This window comes from Rhodoferax sp. XS2R6 (assembly GCF_056521365.1).
On sequence record NZ_JBWMAY010000001.1, the window covers coordinates 1,084,138 to 1,099,250 of the forward strand.

The window sequence follows — 15,113 nt, forward strand, 5'->3', positions numbered from 1 at the left end:
CAAGCCCTCGCACCCTGTGTGCCCCGCCTCCACCCTTTCACCACCACCAGCCATGCGCAACTTGTCACCTTCACGCATCCCCACGCGGGGCTTCACCCTCATCGAGCTGATGGTGGTGCTGGTCATCATCGGCGTGTTGGCTGCGCTCATCGTGCCCAATGTGCTGGACCGTGCCGACGACGCCCGCGTGACCGCCGCTAAAACCGACATTGCCAACCTGGGCCAGGCGCTCAAGCTCTACAAGCTGGACAACCAACGCTACCCCAGCAGCGAACAAGGCCTGCAAGCCCTGGCGACAAAGCCCACGGCAGGGGTGGTGCCACCCAACTGGCGCCCCTATGTGGACAAGCTGCCCAACGACCCCTGGGGACGCCCCTACCTGTACATGAACCCCGGTCTCAAGGGCGAGATTGATGTATTGAGCCTGGGCGCCGATGGCCAGCCCAGTGGCGAAGACAAAAACGCTGACATCGGCAACTGGTAGGGCCACCGCCGCGCACCCTATGCCCCGGCGCGCCACAGGCTTCACCCTGCTCGAACTGCTCGTCGTGGTGGCCATCGTCGCCATCGCCTCGGCCGGTGTCGCGTTCAGCCTGCAGGATGCCTCGCGTACCCGCCTGGACCGCGAGGCCCAGCGCCTGGCCGCCCTGCTGGAGTCTGGCCGCGCCCAGTCCCGCGCCAGCGGTGTGCCCCTGCGCTGGCGCGTGACACCCCAAGGGTTTGTGTTCGATGGATCGGCAGCTGGCGCAGCCGCACTGCCCACCACCTGGCAGCACCCCGAAACCCAGGCCCACAGCAGCGCTCCCGTAGTGCTGGGCCCAGAACCCCTCATTGGCGCCCAACAGGTGCGGCTGTGGTTGCAGGACACGCCCACACGCAGCCTGTGGGTGGCCACCGATGGTCTGCGGCCGTTTGCCGTGCAGAACACCGCGCCATGACCACCCGCCACCGGCCCATGGCGGGCTTCACGCTGGTGGAAGTCCTGGTGGCGCTGGCCATCGTGGCGGTCACCCTGCTGGCCGGCTTGCAAGCCACCTCGTCCCTCACGCGCAACGCCGAGCGCCAGGCCGACCGGCTGCTGGCCCAGCTGTGCGCCGAAAACGCGCTGGCCCAGGTACGCCTATCCCAGCAACTGCCCGATGTGAGTGACAGCACCCGCCCCTGCGAGCAGGCCGGCCGCGTGCTGGAGCTGCGCCTGCTGGTGCAGACCACGCCCAACCCCAACTTCCGCCGCGTGGAGGCACGCTTGGCGCGCGATGGCACGCCGCTGCTGCAACTCAGCACCGTGGTGGGGCGCTTCTGACATGCACGGAATCACACGCGAACGCCATGGACGACAAGCCGGCTTCACCCTGGTGGAGCTGCTGGTGGCGCTGGCGCTGATGGCGCTGATGGCGGGCATGGCCTGGCGCGTGCTGGCCGGCATGCAAACCGCGATGGAGGTGAACCGCCAGCATGCCGATGCCGTGCTCACCCTGGAGGCCGGGCTGGGCCAATGGAGCGCCGACCTGGACGCCCTGGTCGCCCTGCCCCAGACCCGCACGCTGGAATGGGACGGCCGCGCCCTGCGCCTGACGCGCCGCCTGCCCGGCGACGAGGGCGCTGTGGTGGTGTGCTGGACACGCGCCGAGCGCGATGGCGTAGCCCAGTGGCTGCGCTGGCAGTCGGCCCCCGTGGCCACGCGCGAGGCCTGGCTCACCGCCTGGGCCGCGGCCAACGCCTGGGTGCAAGGGGCCGACACCAGCACCCGCACGCGCGAAGTCCGCATCACCGCGCTGCCGCAGTGGCAGCTGTTTTACTACCGCACCGGCGCCTGGAGCAACCCGCTCTCCAGCGCCGGCAGCAGCCCAGGCGGTGAGGCCAACGCCAGCCTGCCCGAAGGCATACGCCTGTTGCTGACGCTGCCCGCCGCCCACGCCCTGCCCGGCACGCTGGTGCGGGACTGGGCCCGCAAACACAGCGCGGGGGCCATGCCATGAAAGCGCAGCGTGGTGCCGCCATCCTCACCGCCATGCTGCTGGTCACGCTGGTGGCCACCCTGAGTGCGGCGGCCCTGTGGCAGCAGTGGCGTGCCATCGAGGTCGAGACGGCCGAACGCGCCAGCGCCCAGTCGCGCTGGCTGTTGCAGGGGGCTGCCGACTGGGCCCGCCTGATCCTGCGCGAAGACGCCCGCAATGCAGCGGTGGACCACCTGGGAGAACCTTGGGCCGTGACCCTGCAAGAGGCACAACTCTCCAGCTTTCTGGGCAACAGCACCGAGGCCCTGGGCGAGAACCTGCAAGGCGCCTACCTCTCGGGGCAAATCACCGACCTGCAGTCCCGCCTCAACGTGCTCAACCTGGTGCAGGACGGCCGCGTACACGCGCCCACCCTGCAGGCCTTTGGGCGCCTGTTTGAAGCCCTGCAACTTCCCCCTGCCGAACTGATGGTGCTGGTGGCGCAGCTGCAGGCGGCACTGGCCGCGCCAGACACCACCAACACCTCTGCGGGCAACCTGCCGCACCCCTTACTACCACGCAGCCCCGAGCAGTTGGCCTGGCTGGGCCTCTCGACCGGCACTGTGGCGCGCCTGCAAACCCATGTGGTGGTTCTGCCCGAGCGCACCCCGGTCAACCTCAATACGGCCTCGGCCCTGGTGCTGCACGCCAGCATCCCGGCGTTGGACCTGGCACTCGCGCAACGCCTGGTGCAAAGCCGGGCACAAAACCACTTTCGATCACTGGCTGATGTGGTGCAGGCATCAGGCATTGCCGAACTGGCCCTGAACGACGGCATGCACAGCGTGGGCTCGCGTTATTTCGATGTGCGCGTGCGCCTGCGGCTGGGCAGCGTGCTGAGCCAGGAACACACCCGCATGCAACGCGAAGGCCTGCTGGTGAGAGCCCTATGGACCACACGGGAGACGCCACAGGGGGCGTCCGTACAATGAAGCGCAACCCAGCCCTCACTGCCTACCCCAGGATGTTTGTATCCCCATGACCCGCCACGCCGTGTTGCTCCCCCTGCTGCAGGACGTGCCTGCAGGCACCAGCGTGCAAGCCGATGGCTTGTGGGAAAGTGTGCGCAGTGCTGACGGCCTGCATGCCAGCGAACACCTGACCCTGCCCGAATTGCCCGTCTTGGCCCACCGGACCAGCACCACAGAAACCATTGCCATCGTGCCGGCAGCAGCCCTGTCATGGCACCGCGTGCAACTGCCCGCCGGCACCTTGCGAGGTGGCTGGCGCAGCAGTGGCGCTGGCCGGCTGCGCAACATCCTCGAAGGTTTGCTAGAAGACCAGCTGCTGGACGAGCCCGCCCAGTTGCATTTCGCCCTGCCGCCCAACGCCAGAGACACCGCGCCAATGTGGGTGGCCGTGTGCCGGCAGCAGTGGCTGCGCAACCATCTGGCAGCACTGGCCCACGCAGGCCACCGCATCCAGGCCATCGTGCCCGAGTGGGCGCCTAGCGACGATGCCAGTGCCCTGTGGTGCACAGGAAATGACCACGATGCCCAATGGGTATGGACCAACAACCAAGGCGTACACCGCCGCCCCTGGAACGGTCACAGCCCGCCCGCCCTGCCCGACGAGGCAACCCAGGGCCCGGTGTGGGCCGAGGCCCCCCTGGCCGCCAACGCAGAACGCAGCCTGCAACGCGAAGTGCAGGTGCAGCCCCGCGCCCAGCGCCTGCTGGACTGTAGCCACAGCCCCTGGAACCTGGCGCAGGGCGAACTGACGCCCAGCCACCCGGGCTGGGGCAGCCTGCGGCAAAGCCTGGTCAACCTGCGGCAGGCCCCGGCCTGGCGCCCGGCGCGCTGGGCGGCCCTGGCCCTGGTGCTGGTGCAACTCTTGGGTGTGCAGGGCTACGCCTGGTGGGCGCAGCAACAGCTGGCCCAGCGCCGCGCGGCACTGCACAGCGTGCTGCAAACCACCTTTCCGGCCACCACCGTGGTGATTGACGCCCCGCTGCAAATGGAGCGTGCAGTGGCCAGCCTGCGCCAGTCGGGCGGCAATGCCGCCCGCGGCGACCTGGAAAGCCTGCTCGCAGCACTCGGCGGATCAGAGAACTTTGAGCCCCTGATGCACACCGGGCCTGCGCAAGCAGCTATGGAATTTGTAGCAGGTGAGCTGCGTATAGATGCGTTACCCCTGAGCCCCGAACCGGTGGAGGCACTGCGCCGCCAACTCGCCGATGTGGGCTACACCCTGCAGGCCGAAGGCAACCGCCTGCGCCTGCGCGCCACCACACCCTGACCACCATGGCCCGCTCTTCATCCCCCCCTGCCGCCGCCACGTGGTGGGCCCAGCGCCCACCGCGCGAACAGCGCCTGCTGCTGGCCGCAGCCCTGTTGTTGGGGGCTGCGCTGCTCTGGACCCAACTGCTGGCACCGGCCTGGCGCATGGTGCGCAACTTTGAAGCCCAGCGCAGCGCGCTGGACACCCAGCTGCAGCGCATGCTGCAGCTGCAGGCCCAAGCGCAACGCCTGCAAGCCCTGCCCGCACTAGACGCCCAGGGCAGCCAGCAAGCGCTGCAACGGGCGGTGACCGAGGTTTTGGGGGCCCAAGGCAGCTTGCAGGTGCAAGGCAATGTGGCCACCGTGACCCTGCGCCAGGCCAGCCCCGAGGCGCTGGCCCAGTGGCTGGCACGCACCCGCACCAGCGCCCGCCTAGTGCCGCACGAAGCCCAGTTGCAACGCAGCCCACAAGGCTGGAGTGGCACCGTGCGCCTATTGTTGGGGCCCACATGACCCGCCGTGCACCCAGGCCAACAGCCACAGCCGCTGCACATGCCCGCGCACCCTGGGTCTGGGCCGCAGTGGGCTCGGTGCTGGGCCTGGCTCTGGTGCTGTGCCTGGCCGCACCCGCGCACTGGCTGGCCTGGGGCCTGGCACAGGCCAGCCAACAACGCGTGCAGCTGCACGATGCCCAGGGCACAGTCTGGCACGGCAGCGCCCAGTTCACCCTGGGCACGGCCGACCCCCAAGCCCCACGCAGCGCCCTGCCTGGCCGCGTGGCCTGGCAGTTGCAGCCAAACTGGCGCGGCCTGCGCCTGGAACTGCAAATGCCCTGTTGCCTGGACGGCAGCTGGGCCTGGACCCTGCAACCCCAGGGTGGCGGCCTGCAGTTCAAAGCCCAGGACCGCAGCCCGCAGCAGGCACTGCGCCTGCCCGCCAACCTGTTGGCAAGCCTGGGCACCCCGTGGAACACCCTGCAGTTGCAGGGCATGCTGGCCCTGTCCACCCAGGCGCTGGTCGTGTCCCTGACCCCCGGGCAGCTGCAACTGCAGGGCCAGCTGCAGCTGCAGGCCCTGGGCCTGTCCACCAGCCTCTCCACCCTGCAGCCCATCGGCAGCTACCAGCTGCGCGTGCAGGGCGGGGCCGAGCCCACGCTGGAATTGCAGACGCTGGAAGGTGCTTTGCAGCTGCAGGGCAGCGGCCGCCTGCAGGCCGGGCGCCTGAAATTTACGGGCTTTGCCAGCGCCGCCGCAGGCCGCGAAGAGGCACTGGCCAATTTGCTCAATATCATTGGACAGCGCGACGGCGCGCGCTCCGTCATCCAAGTGGGTTAACGCATGCCAACCATTCCTGTCACCCGGCCCCCAGGGCGCCCGTCAAATGCTATGCATTTGATAGCTGTTTGCGCACTATTCATGGGCACTACAGGCCTATTTGGCAATAAAACCTGGGCCCAAACCAATACCCCCAAGCGTGCCGAGCCCGTCACCCTGAACTTCAACAACGCCGAAATTGAGGCCGTGGCCCGCACCATGGCCACGGTGACCGGGCGCAATGTGGTGGTGGACCCGCGCGTCAAGGGCACCATGACGCTGGTGACCGACAGCCCGGCCTCGCCGGCACGCGCCTACTACCTGTTCCTAACGACGCTGCGCATGCAGGGCTTTACCGTGGTGCAGGTGGATGGCCTGGACAAAGTAGTGCCCGAGGCCGATGCCAAGCTGCAAGGCACCGCGGTGTCGGTGGACGACAGCAACAAGGGACCGGTGACCACCGGCCAGATCCAGACCCAGATTTTCAAAATCGCGCACGAGAACGCCAGCAACCTGGTGCCCGTGTTGCGTCCGTTGATCACGCCCAACAACGTCATCAACGTGAACCCCGGCAACAACTCGCTGGTGATCACCGACTACGCCGACAACCTGCGCCGCATTGCGCGCATCGTGCAGGCGCTGGATGTGCCCAACGCAACCGACTTGGAGATCATTCCGCTGCAGCACGCCATTGCCTCGGACTTAGCCCAGCTGGCCACACGGTTGCTGGAGACCTCGGGCGGCAGCGCCCCTGGCGGCCAGGCCGATGCCAGTTACAAGACCACCATCCTGGTGGAGCCGCGCTCCAACGCCCTCATCGTGCGGGCGGCCAACCAGGCACGCCTGGCGTTGGCCCGCTCGCTCATCCAGCGGTTGGACCAGCCCAGCGCCAACACCAGCAACGGGGCGGCCGGCAACATCTATGTGGTCTACCTGAAAAACGCCAACGCCACGCAGCTGGCCACCACCCTTCGGGCTGCCATTAGCGCCGACACCCGTGGCAGCAGCACTGCTGCGGCCACACCAGCCGCCGGAGCAACGGCCAACACAGCGGCGGCGGCCCAGCCCAGCACGGGCGGCCAAATTCAGGCTGATCCGACCACCAACTCCCTCATCATCACCGCCAGCGAACCGCAGTACCGCCAACTGCGCGCCGTCATCGACAAGCTCGACGCCCGCCGCGCCCAAGTGTTTGTGGAGAGCCTGATTGCCGAGGTGAGCGCCGACAAGGCGGCCGAGTTTGGTATCCAGTGGCAGGGTGCGCTGGGCAACGCGGGCGACGGAGTGATTGGCCTCCTGGGCACCAACTTTGGCAGCGCAGGCAAAAACATCATCAACCTGGCCACGCAGGGCGCGGCCGGCACCGTATCACCCTCGCGGGGATTTAACCTGGGTGCCGCCACCAAGACCAATGGCGTCTACGTGCTGGGCTTTCTGGCACGTTTTCTGGAAGAGTCGGGCAGTGGCAATGTGCTCTCCACGCCCAACCTGCTCACGCTGGACAACGAGGAGGCCAAGATCGTGATCGGCCAGAACGTGCCCTTTGTGACCGGGCAGTTCACCAACACCGGTGCCAGCACAGGCACGGTCAACCCCTTCCAGACCATTGAGCGCAAGGATGTGGGCCTGACGCTCAAGGTTAAGCCGCAGATCAGCGAGAACGGCACCGTCAAGCTGACCATCTTCCAGGAAGTGTCCAGCGTACTGGCGTCCACCGCCAACGCCACCAATGGGCCCACCACCAACAAGCGCACCATCGAGTCGAATGTGCTGGTGGAAGACGGTGCCGTGGTGGTGCTGGGCGGCCTGCTGCAAGACGAATTTGCGGGCAACCAGGAGAAGGTGCCCGGCCTGGGCGACGTGCCGTTTTTTGGCAACCTATTCAAGAGCGAGGCCCGCAGCCGCAAGAAGACCAACCTGATGGTGTTTCTGCGGCCCGTGGTGGTGCGTGACGCGGCCGCCACCCAGTCGCTGTCCAACGACCGCTACGAACAAATGCGCAGTGGCCAACAGGCTGGCCAGCCAGCCCCCAGCAGCCTGGTGCCCATCAACGAGGCGCCCGTATTGCCTGCCTTGCCGCCAGCCCCTGCGCGCCCGGCCAGCCCGCCCGCTGCGGCCCCTGCTGCAGCCACGGTACCGGCCGCGCAGTAAGCCATGCGTTACCCCCTGCCCTACGCCTTTGCGCGCAGCCAGCAGCTCTTGCTGGAAGACAACGGCCAGGCCCTGACACTGTGGGTGCATGCCTCCACGCCGCCCTCCGCCGTTGGTGAAGTGATGCGCAAACACAGCGTGCAGAGCGTGCAAACGCAGGAGGCCACCACCCTCACGCAGCGCATCAGCGTGGCCTACGCCCAGGGCGAGTCGAGCGCTGCCACGGTGATGAACGAGGTGCAGGGCGAGGCCGACTTCAGCCGCATGATGCAAGAGCTGCCTGCGGTGGAAGACCTGCTGGAAACCGCGGACGACGCGCCCATCATCCGCATGCTCAATGCGTTGCTGACGCAGGCGGCGCGCGATGGCGCCAGCGACATCCACATCGAACCCTATGAGCGCCACAGCAGTGTGCGTTTTCGGGTGGATGGCACGCTGCGTGAAGTGGTGCAGGCGCACCGCGCACTGCATGCAGCGCTGATCTCGCGCCTCAAGATCATGGCCGACCTGGACATTTCGGAGAAGCGCCTGCCGCAAGACGGGCGCATCAGCCTGCGCATTGGCACACGTGCCGTAGACGTGCGTGTGAGCACCCTGCCCAGTGCACATGGCGAACGTGCGGTGCTGCGTCTCCTGGACAAGAGCCAAGACCAGCGCAGCCTGGAGTCGGTGGGCATGCAGGGCACGGTGCTGCAGCGTTTTGAAGACCTCATCGCGCAGCCACACGGCATCATCCTGGTGACCGGGCCCACAGGCTCGGGCAAGACCACCACGCTCTACGCATCGCTCTCCAAGCTGGACGCGGCGCGCCAGAACATCATGACGGTGGAAGACCCGATCGAATACGAGCTGCCCGGCGTGGGCCAGACCCAGGTCAACCCCAAGATCGACCTCAGCTTTGCCAAAGCCCTGCGCGCCATCCTGCGCCAGGACCCGGACGTGATCATGATTGGCGAGATCCGCGACTTCGAGACCGCGCAAATCGCCATCCAGGCCTCGCTGACCGGCCACCTGGTGCTGGCCACACTGCACACCAACGATGCGGCCAGCGCGGTCACACGCCTGATCGACATGGGCGTGGAGCCATTTCTGCTGAGCTCGTCGCTACGCGGTGTGCTGGCCCAGCGCCTAGTGCGCAAGCTGTGCACACGCTGCAGCGGCAAGGGCTGCGAAGCCTGCGCCCACACCGGCTACACCGGGCGCACGGGGGTGTTCGAACTGTTGCGCGTGACCGATGCGATTGCCGAGCTGGTGCACCACAACGCATCCGAGGCGGAGATCCGCACGGCCGGCCTGGCGGATGGCATGGTGGCGCTGCGTGACGACGGTGAACGCCTGGTGCACAGCGGCTTGACCAGCCGTGAAGAGCTGGTGCGGGTGGTGCGGGACTAGGGCCCACCCGCCCTAGCAGTGCGTGCAGGCGCGCATGGCTGCGTCGGACTGCATGCGGGTTTGCTCGGTCAGGTACTCCAGAAAGACGCGCGTGCGCTCCGGGATGAACTTGCGGCTGGGCAAGGCCGCATACAGCGTGAGGCGTCCCGCAATCCAGGGCGACAAAACACGCACCAGAGCACCCCGGTTCAGCAAGGGCGCCACCAGGTCCACCGCCGCAGAGGTAATGCCAGCCCCATCAATCGCAGCTTTGAGCAGGGTGTCTGTGTGGTTGGCCCAGAGTTTGGGTTTGACCTCGAAGTCGCTCGGCGCGTCGTTCTGCTCTGCGTTCAACAAACGCCATTGGCCAAACACCGCGCTCGGTGTTTTGAGCCGCAAGGTGTCGTGCTGCAGCAGCTCGGTGGGGTCTTTGGGGGCGCCCTTGCGTTTCAAATAGTCTGGCGACGCCACCAGCACCGCCTGCGTGGTGGACACCTTGCGGGCAATCACGTCACCATCAAAAAAACCTTCGGTAGGCAGCAGCGTGACGTCGTAGTCCTCAATCTGTGGTTCGCGGAACGACTCCACATCGATGTTCAGTGTGATGTGCGGGTATTCGGTGCCAAAACCTGCCAGCAGCGGCGCCAGCACATGTGTGGCCAACACCGGCGGCGCCAACACGCGCAGTTCACCGCTCAGGCCATGCGTCTGGGAGCTGGCCACTTCGTGTGCCTCGTCAATGTCTTGCAGGATGGCGCGCACCCTGCCCAGGTAGGTCTCGCCAGCCGGACTCAGGGACACGCGGCGTGTCGTGCGGTGCAAGAGACGCGTGCCCAGGTAGTCCTCCAGATCCGCAATTTGCCGTGTCACACCGGCCGAGGACATGTCAAGCGCGCGTGCCGCTGCCGCAAATCCCCCTTCGTCAATCACCTTCTGGAATACCCGCATTGACGTCAATCGATCCATGGAGTTCTTTCTTCGCAAATCAAGGTCTGGATTATTTCAAACCACGTAATGCACCACTGCTTGACGAGGTATTTTTTAAATGCACAGCTTTCTCTAAAGTCCAGCCCATCGATGAGACGAACCTGAAACGCCCCCTCGATACCGTTTACAGGACGCTGTGTCCTGCGAACGGAATCAATCATCTAGAGAAGGATTTGAATCATGAAATACGCAACCGCATCTATCGCTTTGGCCGTCGCCGCTTTGGTCACTGGCCACGCCCAAGCCGCCGACACTGGCAAGACCCGTGAACAAGTGCGCGCCGAGTTGGCCGAAGCACAACGCACTGGCGACATCGTGGCCAGCAAGGACATGGGCACCGACGAATTCGCATCCGGCGCAGGCCGCAAGCTCAACGAGCTGAACCCCGCCGCTTACCCTGCAAAACCCGCAGTAGCAGGCAAGACCCGTGAACAAGTCCGCGCCGAATTGGCCGAAGCCCAGCGCACCGGCGACATCGCTGCCAGCAAGGACATGGGCACCGACGAATTCGCCTCCGGTGTGGGCCGCAAGCTCAATGAGTTGAACCCTGCTGCCTACCCTGCAAAACCCGCAGTAGCAGGCAAGACCCGTGAACAAGTCCGCGCCGAATTGGCCGAAGCCCAACGCACCGGCGACATCGTGGCTGGCAAAGATGTGGGTACAGACGAGTACGCGTCCGGTGCAGGCCGCAAGCTCAACGAACTGTTCCCCAACCTCTACCCCGCCACACGTACCAACTAAGCGCCAAGCGCTTCCTCTCAGCCTCCACAGCCTTGCCGCTGTGGAGGCTTTTTTATGTCAGGGTTCGTAGGCCACCAGCCGTTTGCGCTCCAGCTCCGAGAACTGGTCTTGCTGGAGGCGTGCCAAAGCCGCCGTGCGCTCTGACTCCGGGGCATCCGCCAGCGTCTTGAGTACCTGTGTGCGTTCAGCCACATACCGGTCAATACGTCCCTTCCAGGCCAACTCCTCGCGGTCCACCTCGGCCAAGCGCGCAGCCGCAGAAGCGTCCAGCGCCTGAGCCCGCAGGCGATACACATCGTCCTCGCTGCCGCCTTGTGCACGCAAGGTACGTGTTTTATCTTCCAGATGAATCAGGGCACGTGGCGCCTCGCGGTCTGCGCGCAAGGCGGGTGGCATGGCGGCATCCACCGCGGCCAGTTGCGCTTTTTTCTGTGTCGCATCCAACGCCGGGTTGTTGGCAATCTCCAGGCGTGCCAGTGCATCCACGTCGGCAGCATCTTCCAAGCCAAACATGGCGTGTTCTTCCTCGGCATTAAAAAAGCGGGAGCGCAGGGCCTGCATGCCTTCAAAACGTTGACGCAGGCTGTGTGGTCCCGCAGCTTGCTTGGCAAACTGCTGCTCCAGCGCAAACAACTCGCGTTTGAAATCCATATACCGAAACAACAAACGCTTGGCCGCTTCGGCCTGCTCGGGCGCCAGGGTTCTGTCCAGCTCGCTGCGGATCTGCTGCGCAATCGCCTCCACCGGCAACTCGCCCACCGTGCTCAGGTAATAGTCAAACAAACGGCGCAAGGCGCCATAGGCCAGGCCACCACTGCCCGCATCGGGCAGGGCGTTGAGGCCGCGCAGACTGGCAGCACCATCCGGCACCGTGCCCTGCAGGGACGCAGCAGCAAGGGCAGAGGCATGTTCACCTGGCGCAGGCAACAGAACCACCGCCTCGGGCGTGGATGACCAGGTCCACCAGCCCAAGGCTGCCGCTACCACCACACCGCCCAGCAGGCTCACACCCGCCGGGCTTCGCATCGATGGCAGCAAGGCTTAGAGACCCGCGTTCTTCAGGCGGTTGGCCTGCTGGCGAAACAGCGTGACCGGGCTGGTCTCAAACAGGTTGGTCAAGCCCACGGTCTGGTTCACTTCGTCCAGGTGGTTGATCGCATAGTCATCACGAATCACCTTGCCCAGACGCGAAGAACAGCTGCTCACCAGACCATCGTTTTTAGCCCCCAAGAAGGCCAGCGAGGTCAGTGCCAGCGCGGGGTCGGCAATGTCCAGCAGGTTGGTGTAGGGCTTGGCGCCACTCCAGGAGTAATAGGCCACACCGTTGACGCTGTAGGCGCCCTCGCCGCACGCACTGGTGGGCACACCCTGTGGATGGGCGGTATTGAACTTTTTGCTGCCTGCAGTGCTGAGCGACTGCGCCGCGGCCAACGAGTTCTGGGTGAGACCACCACCACCCGACAGGAAGTTGATGATGGTGCCCAGGCCGTTGGTGATGGACACCAGCACCGTGTTGCTGAACGTTCCTGCGGGTGCCACGCCCAGCAGCACATCGGCCACCGTGGAGCCTTTGTTGACCCCGCCGATGGAGGTGACCGAGGCCACCAGATCGGGCCGTACGGATGCCACATACCGTGTGGTCGGCCCGCCATGGCTGTGGCCCATCAGGTTCACTTTGCTGGCACCCGTGGCTGCCAAGATCTGCTTCACCTGGGTTAGCAGCTGTTCGCCGCGTACCTCGGTGCTGTTGGCGGCGGCCACTTGCACCACATAGACCTTGGCGCCGTCTGCGCGCAGGGCCGATGGGATGCCATAGAAGTATTCCACGGGGCCAATGTTGTCAAAGCCAAACAGGCCGTGCACCAGCACGATGGGGTACTTGGTCTGGGTGTAGCCGGCAGCAGACGCTGCGGCGGGGAAAAGGCCGATGGCCAGCGCGCACGCCGCCAGCCAGCCCGTCACGATTCTCTTCATGCTTGTCTCCTCGGGACCTCTCAGGGTCGATGGTGTTGAAGGGATGTCAAGGTGGATAACCGGTGCGACCTCTGGGGTGGGGGCGCTGTCGCGGGCGAGCTGCGGCCCACGGTTTGTGTCGGTGGGTGAAACTCAAAATAGCACGGTCGTGCTTTTAATGAAGCTTAAAGCCCCCCGTGTTTCTTGTCATGGTGGAAAACCCGCGCACCCTGCTGCCGCTACCATTGCGCCATGCCTGCCTACACGTACTCAGCCCTGGATGCCGACGGTAAAACCCGCAGCGGCGTGCTGGAAGCCGATGCGCCGCGCGCCGCGCGCAGCCAGCTGCGCCAGCAGCAACTGGTGCCCCTGAGCGTGCAGGAACTCAGCACCGCTCCCACTCCCGGCGGCCCGGTGCGCCGCGGTGGCCGGGCCTTCAGCAACACCCAGCGCGCCGTGTGGACACGCCAGCTCGCCGGGCTGGTGTCGGCCGGGCTGCCGCTGGAGCGCGCACTGAGCTCGCTAACCGAAGAGGCCGAGACCCCCGCCCAGCGTGATGTGGTGGCCACCATCCGCGCGGAGGTCAATGGCGGCACCACCCTGGGTGCGGCGCTGGCGCAGCACCCACGTGAGTTCTCCGAAATTTATGTGGGCGTGATCAGCGCAGGCGAACACAGCGGCCAGCTAGGCCTGGTGCTGGAGCGCCTGGCCGATGAGCTGGAAGAGCAACACGCCCTGCAGTCCAAATTGCTGGGTGCCGCCCTCTACCCGGCGGTGGTGAGCGTGGTGGCACTGGCCATCGTGCTGTTTTTGCTGGCCTATGTGGTGCCGCAGGTGGCCGGGGTGTTTGCCGGCTCCAAACAGGCGCTGCCCCTGATCACACGCATCATGCTGGGCATCAGCGCGGCAGTACGTTCGTATGGATGGGCGGCCCTTATTGCTATTGTTTTAGTAGCTGCTGGCGCACGTCTGGCATGGTCTGGAGCCTCATTTCGCTTAAAAGTGGACGCGGCCTGGCTGCGCCTGCCGATTCTGGGCCGCTTGGCCCGGGGCTACAACGCTGCGCGTTTTGCCAGCACGCTGGCCATGTTGGCAGCCGCGGGGGTGCCCATCCTCAAGGCACTGCAGGCGGCGGCAGAAACCCTGTCCAACCGCGCCATGCGTGCCGATGCCTTGCAGGCACTAACCCTGGTGCGTGAGGGCGCGCCGCTAGCAAGCGCATTGGCGCACGAGAAACGTTTTCCACCGCTCTTGGCCATGTTCGCCCGCTTGGGCGAACAAACCGGGCGCCTGCCCCACATGCTGGACCGCGCCGCCCTGCAGTTGCGCAACGACGTGCAACGCCGTGCCCTGCAACTGGCCACGCTGCTGGAGCCGCTGCTGATCGTGGCCATGGGCGTGGTGGTCATGCTGATCGTGCTGGCGGTGCTCATGCCGATCATCCAATTGAATCAATTAGTGAAGTAACAACCCATGGCACTCACCCTCGACGGCAAACTGGTCGTCGCCATCTCCAGCCGCGCACTCTTTGATTTTGAAGAAGAGAACCAGATCTTCGAGCAGGGCGACGACCGCGCCTACATGCAGCTGCAGCGCGACCGGCTGGACATTCCGGCCAAGCCCGGTGTGGCGTTTTCCCTGGTGCAAAAGCTGCTGTCCTTCAACGATGCGCACACCCAGCGGGTGGAGGTGGTCATCCTCTCGCGCAACGACCCGGTCAGCGGCCTGCGCGTGATGCGCAGCGCAGCGCACTACGCGTTGCCCATCATCCGCTGCTCGTTCACCCGCGGCGAGGCGCCCTGGCGCTACCTCAGGCCGCTGCACGCCAACCTGTTTTTGAGCACCCACCTGAGTGATGTGCGCGCGGCCCTGGCGGCTGGTGTGCCTGCGGCGCAGGTGTACCCACACAGCGCACACGCCAGCAACGCCCACCCCGCGGAGGTGCGCATTGCCTTCGACGGCGACGCGGTGTTGTTCAGCGACGAAGCCGAGCAGGTGTACCAAAGTGGTGGCCTCTCAGCGTTTCAAAAACACGAGACGGACAAGGTGGCCCTGCCCCTGCCCGATGGCCCCTTCAAGCCCCTGCTGGTGGCGCTGCACCGCATGCAGCAGGCGGCCATTCCGCACATGCGCATACGCACCTCACTCGTCACCGCGCGCAGCGCGCCGGCTCACGAGCGGGCCATCCGCACGCTGATGGACTGGAACATCGAGGTGGACGAGGCCATGTTCCTGGGCGGGCTGGACAAAGGTGAATTCCTGCGCGAGTTCGAGCCCGACTTCTTCTTTGACGACCAGACCGGCCACATCGAATCGGCCGCACGCCATGTACCTGCTGGCCACGTGGCCAGCGGCGTGCGCAACTGAGCTAACGGCGCGAA

General features: G+C 65.8%; 16 protein-coding genes. 13 read left to right on the forward strand and 3 right to left on the reverse strand.

What is annotated here, in order from left to right; genetic code table 11:
- Window positions 1-52: 52 nt before the first annotated feature.
- The 10 genes from gspG (at window position 53) to AC097A_RS05240 (ending at window position 9,072) form a co-directional block, all read left to right on the forward strand.
- Complete coding sequence (gspG, locus tag AC097A_RS05195) at window positions 53-484, forward strand: type II secretion system major pseudopilin GspG (RefSeq protein WP_479620202.1); 432 nt, start codon at window positions 53-55, stop codon at window positions 482-484.
- 19 nt (window positions 485-503) lie between these two features.
- On the forward strand, window positions 504-938 hold the full coding sequence (locus AC097A_RS05200) for a prepilin-type N-terminal cleavage/methylation domain-containing protein (RefSeq protein ID WP_479620017.1): 435 nt from the start codon (window positions 504-506) through the stop codon (window positions 936-938).
- Entirely contained in the window at window positions 935-1,303 is a 369-nt protein-coding gene (gene gspI / locus AC097A_RS05205) for a type II secretion system minor pseudopilin GspI (protein ID WP_105261274.1), read from the forward strand. Before AC097A_RS05200 ends, gspI begins: the two co-directional genes overlap by 4 nt.
- A 1-nt stretch (window position 1,304) precedes the next feature.
- Window positions 1,305-1,979: a prepilin-type N-terminal cleavage/methylation domain-containing protein gene (locus AC097A_RS05210; protein WP_479620018.1), complete on the forward strand. Its 675-nt coding sequence runs from the start codon at window positions 1,305-1,307 to the stop codon at window positions 1,977-1,979.
- Window positions 1,976-2,929 (forward strand): type II secretion system minor pseudopilin GspK, encoded by a 954-nt coding sequence (gene gspK / locus AC097A_RS05215; RefSeq protein WP_479620019.1) that lies wholly within the window; start codon window positions 1,976-1,978, stop codon window positions 2,927-2,929. Before AC097A_RS05210 ends, gspK begins: the two co-directional genes overlap by 4 nt.
- A 46-nt stretch (window positions 2,930-2,975) precedes the next feature.
- Window positions 2,976-4,235 (forward strand): type II secretion system protein GspL, encoded by a 1,260-nt coding sequence (gspL, locus tag AC097A_RS05220; protein WP_479620020.1) that lies wholly within the window; start codon window positions 2,976-2,978, stop codon window positions 4,233-4,235.
- 5 nt (window positions 4,236-4,240) lie between these two features.
- Complete coding sequence (gene gspM, locus AC097A_RS05225) at window positions 4,241-4,729, forward strand: type II secretion system protein GspM (protein ID WP_479620021.1); 489 nt, start codon at window positions 4,241-4,243, stop codon at window positions 4,727-4,729.
- Window positions 4,726-5,550 carry a type II secretion system protein N gene (gene gspN / locus AC097A_RS05230; RefSeq protein WP_479620022.1) on the forward strand — a complete coding sequence of 275 codons (825 nt, stop codon included), beginning with the start codon at window positions 4,726-4,728 and terminating at the stop codon, window positions 5,548-5,550. The genes gspM and gspN overlap by 4 nt, the downstream gene beginning before the upstream one ends.
- Window positions 5,551-5,631: 81 nt before the next feature.
- A complete protein-coding gene (gene gspD, locus AC097A_RS05235) occupies window positions 5,632-7,680 on the forward strand; it encodes a type II secretion system secretin GspD (protein ID WP_479620023.1) in 2,049 nt (682 codons plus the stop codon).
- Between the two features lie 3 nt (window positions 7,681-7,683).
- Window positions 7,684-9,072 carry a GspE/PulE family protein gene (locus tag AC097A_RS05240; protein WP_479620024.1) on the forward strand — a complete coding sequence of 463 codons (1,389 nt, stop codon included), beginning with the start codon at window positions 7,684-7,686 and terminating at the stop codon, window positions 9,070-9,072.
- Window positions 9,073-9,084: 12 nt separating this feature from the next.
- Here AC097A_RS05240 and AC097A_RS05245 read toward each other — a convergent pair whose 3' ends face one another.
- On the reverse strand, window positions 9,085-10,017 hold the full coding sequence (locus tag AC097A_RS05245) for a LysR family transcriptional regulator (RefSeq protein ID WP_105261282.1): 933 nt from the start codon (window positions 10,015-10,017) through the stop codon (window positions 9,085-9,087).
- Window positions 10,018-10,218: 201 nt separating this feature from the next.
- On the opposite strand from AC097A_RS05245, the gene AC097A_RS05250 reads away from it, so the two are divergent.
- Window positions 10,219-10,779 carry a DUF4148 domain-containing protein gene (locus AC097A_RS05250; protein WP_315496033.1) on the forward strand — a complete coding sequence of 187 codons (561 nt, stop codon included), beginning with the start codon at window positions 10,219-10,221 and terminating at the stop codon, window positions 10,777-10,779.
- 57 nt (window positions 10,780-10,836) lie between these two features.
- On the opposite strand, the gene AC097A_RS05255 is transcribed toward AC097A_RS05250, so the two are convergent.
- Both AC097A_RS05255 and AC097A_RS05260 read right to left on the reverse strand, forming a co-directional pair.
- Window positions 10,837-11,805, reverse strand: coding sequence for a lipase secretion chaperone (locus AC097A_RS05255; protein WP_479620025.1), 969 nt, complete (start codon window positions 11,803-11,805; stop codon window positions 10,837-10,839).
- 15 nt (window positions 11,806-11,820) lie between these two features.
- Entirely contained in the window at window positions 11,821-12,753 is a 933-nt protein-coding gene (locus tag AC097A_RS05260; RefSeq protein ID WP_479620026.1) for a lipase family alpha/beta hydrolase, read from the reverse strand.
- A 231-nt stretch (window positions 12,754-12,984) separates the two neighbouring features.
- On the opposite strand from AC097A_RS05260, the gene gspF reads away from it, so the two are divergent.
- Together gspF and AC097A_RS05270 are read left to right on the forward strand one after the other, a co-directional pair.
- Complete coding sequence (gene gspF / locus AC097A_RS05265) at window positions 12,985-14,199, forward strand: type II secretion system inner membrane protein GspF (protein ID WP_479620027.1); 1,215 nt, start codon at window positions 12,985-12,987, stop codon at window positions 14,197-14,199.
- A gap of 6 nt (window positions 14,200-14,205) precedes the next feature.
- Window positions 14,206-15,099 (forward strand): 5'-nucleotidase, encoded by an 894-nt coding sequence (locus tag AC097A_RS05270; RefSeq protein WP_479620028.1) that lies wholly within the window; start codon window positions 14,206-14,208, stop codon window positions 15,097-15,099.
- Window positions 15,100-15,113: the final 14 nt, after the last annotated feature.

What these genes read in the sequence shown, in the direction of transcription:
- gspG (WP_479620202.1), top strand. Translation starts at nt 53, where the DNA reads ATGCGCAACTTGTCACCTTCACGCATCCCCACGCGGGGCTTCACCCTC.
- AC097A_RS05200 (WP_479620017.1), top strand. Translation starts at nt 504, where the DNA reads ATGCCCCGGCGCGCCACAGGCTTCACCCTGCTCGAACTGCTCGTCGTG.
- gspI (WP_105261274.1), top strand. Translation starts at nt 935, where the DNA reads ATGACCACCCGCCACCGGCCCATGGCGGGCTTCACGCTGGTGGAAGTC.
- AC097A_RS05210 (WP_479620018.1), top strand. Translation starts at nt 1,305, where the DNA reads ATGCACGGAATCACACGCGAACGCCATGGACGACAAGCCGGCTTCACC.
- gspK (WP_479620019.1), top strand. Translation starts at nt 1,976, where the DNA reads ATGAAAGCGCAGCGTGGTGCCGCCATCCTCACCGCCATGCTGCTGGTC.
- gspL (WP_479620020.1), top strand. Translation starts at nt 2,976, where the DNA reads ATGACCCGCCACGCCGTGTTGCTCCCCCTGCTGCAGGACGTGCCTGCA.
- gspM (WP_479620021.1), top strand. Translation starts at nt 4,241, where the DNA reads ATGGCCCGCTCTTCATCCCCCCCTGCCGCCGCCACGTGGTGGGCCCAG.
- gspN (WP_479620022.1), top strand. Translation starts at nt 4,726, where the DNA reads ATGACCCGCCGTGCACCCAGGCCAACAGCCACAGCCGCTGCACATGCC.
- gspD (WP_479620023.1), top strand. Translation starts at nt 5,632, where the DNA reads ATGGGCACTACAGGCCTATTTGGCAATAAAACCTGGGCCCAAACCAAT.
- AC097A_RS05240 (WP_479620024.1), top strand. Translation starts at nt 7,684, where the DNA reads ATGCGTTACCCCCTGCCCTACGCCTTTGCGCGCAGCCAGCAGCTCTTG.
- AC097A_RS05245 (WP_105261282.1), bottom strand. Translation starts at nt 10,017, where the DNA reads ATGGATCGATTGACGTCAATGCGGGTATTCCAGAAGGTGATTGACGAA.
- AC097A_RS05250 (WP_315496033.1), top strand. Translation starts at nt 10,219, where the DNA reads ATGAAATACGCAACCGCATCTATCGCTTTGGCCGTCGCCGCTTTGGTC.
- AC097A_RS05255 (WP_479620025.1), bottom strand. Translation starts at nt 11,805, where the DNA reads ATGCGAAGCCCGGCGGGTGTGAGCCTGCTGGGCGGTGTGGTGGTAGCG.
- AC097A_RS05260 (WP_479620026.1), bottom strand. Translation starts at nt 12,753, where the DNA reads ATGAAGAGAATCGTGACGGGCTGGCTGGCGGCGTGCGCGCTGGCCATC.
- gspF (WP_479620027.1), top strand. Translation starts at nt 12,985, where the DNA reads ATGCCTGCCTACACGTACTCAGCCCTGGATGCCGACGGTAAAACCCGC.
- AC097A_RS05270 (WP_479620028.1), top strand. Translation starts at nt 14,206, where the DNA reads ATGGCACTCACCCTCGACGGCAAACTGGTCGTCGCCATCTCCAGCCGC.